Consider the following 271-nt stretch of genomic DNA (forward strand, 5'->3'; position numbering starts at 1 on the left):
TTCCTGGATCTCGCGCTGGTCATCCGTCAGGTCGAACTGGTTCGTCACTTGGCTGCCCCCGCCGGGCAGCGCGAATAGCGTTGCGCGCCCTGTTCATCGCCCTTCTCTCCACCGATCGCCTCGCGGATCAGCGTCTTGCCGTCGTCCATCAGCGTCAGCGTCGCGGTCTGCTGCCACGTCTGGCCTTCGCCGGAGAAGGCGAGATCGGTCGTCAGCTTGTTCGGCGATGCGAGGCGGATGTTGCCGGGTACCGCACGCGATTCGTAGAAGC

General features: G+C 64.9%; 1 protein-coding gene. It reads right to left on the bottom strand.

Going from position 1 to position 271, the window contains the following annotated elements:
- Positions 1 to 44: 44 nt before the first annotated feature.
- The coding region (locus AC0IYH_RS31710) for a hypothetical protein (protein WP_471838228.1) at positions 45 to 271 on the bottom strand (227 nt) is incomplete at its 5' end.

The sequence above is a fragment of the Pseudomonas sp. AC463 genome, from assembly GCF_979253585.1.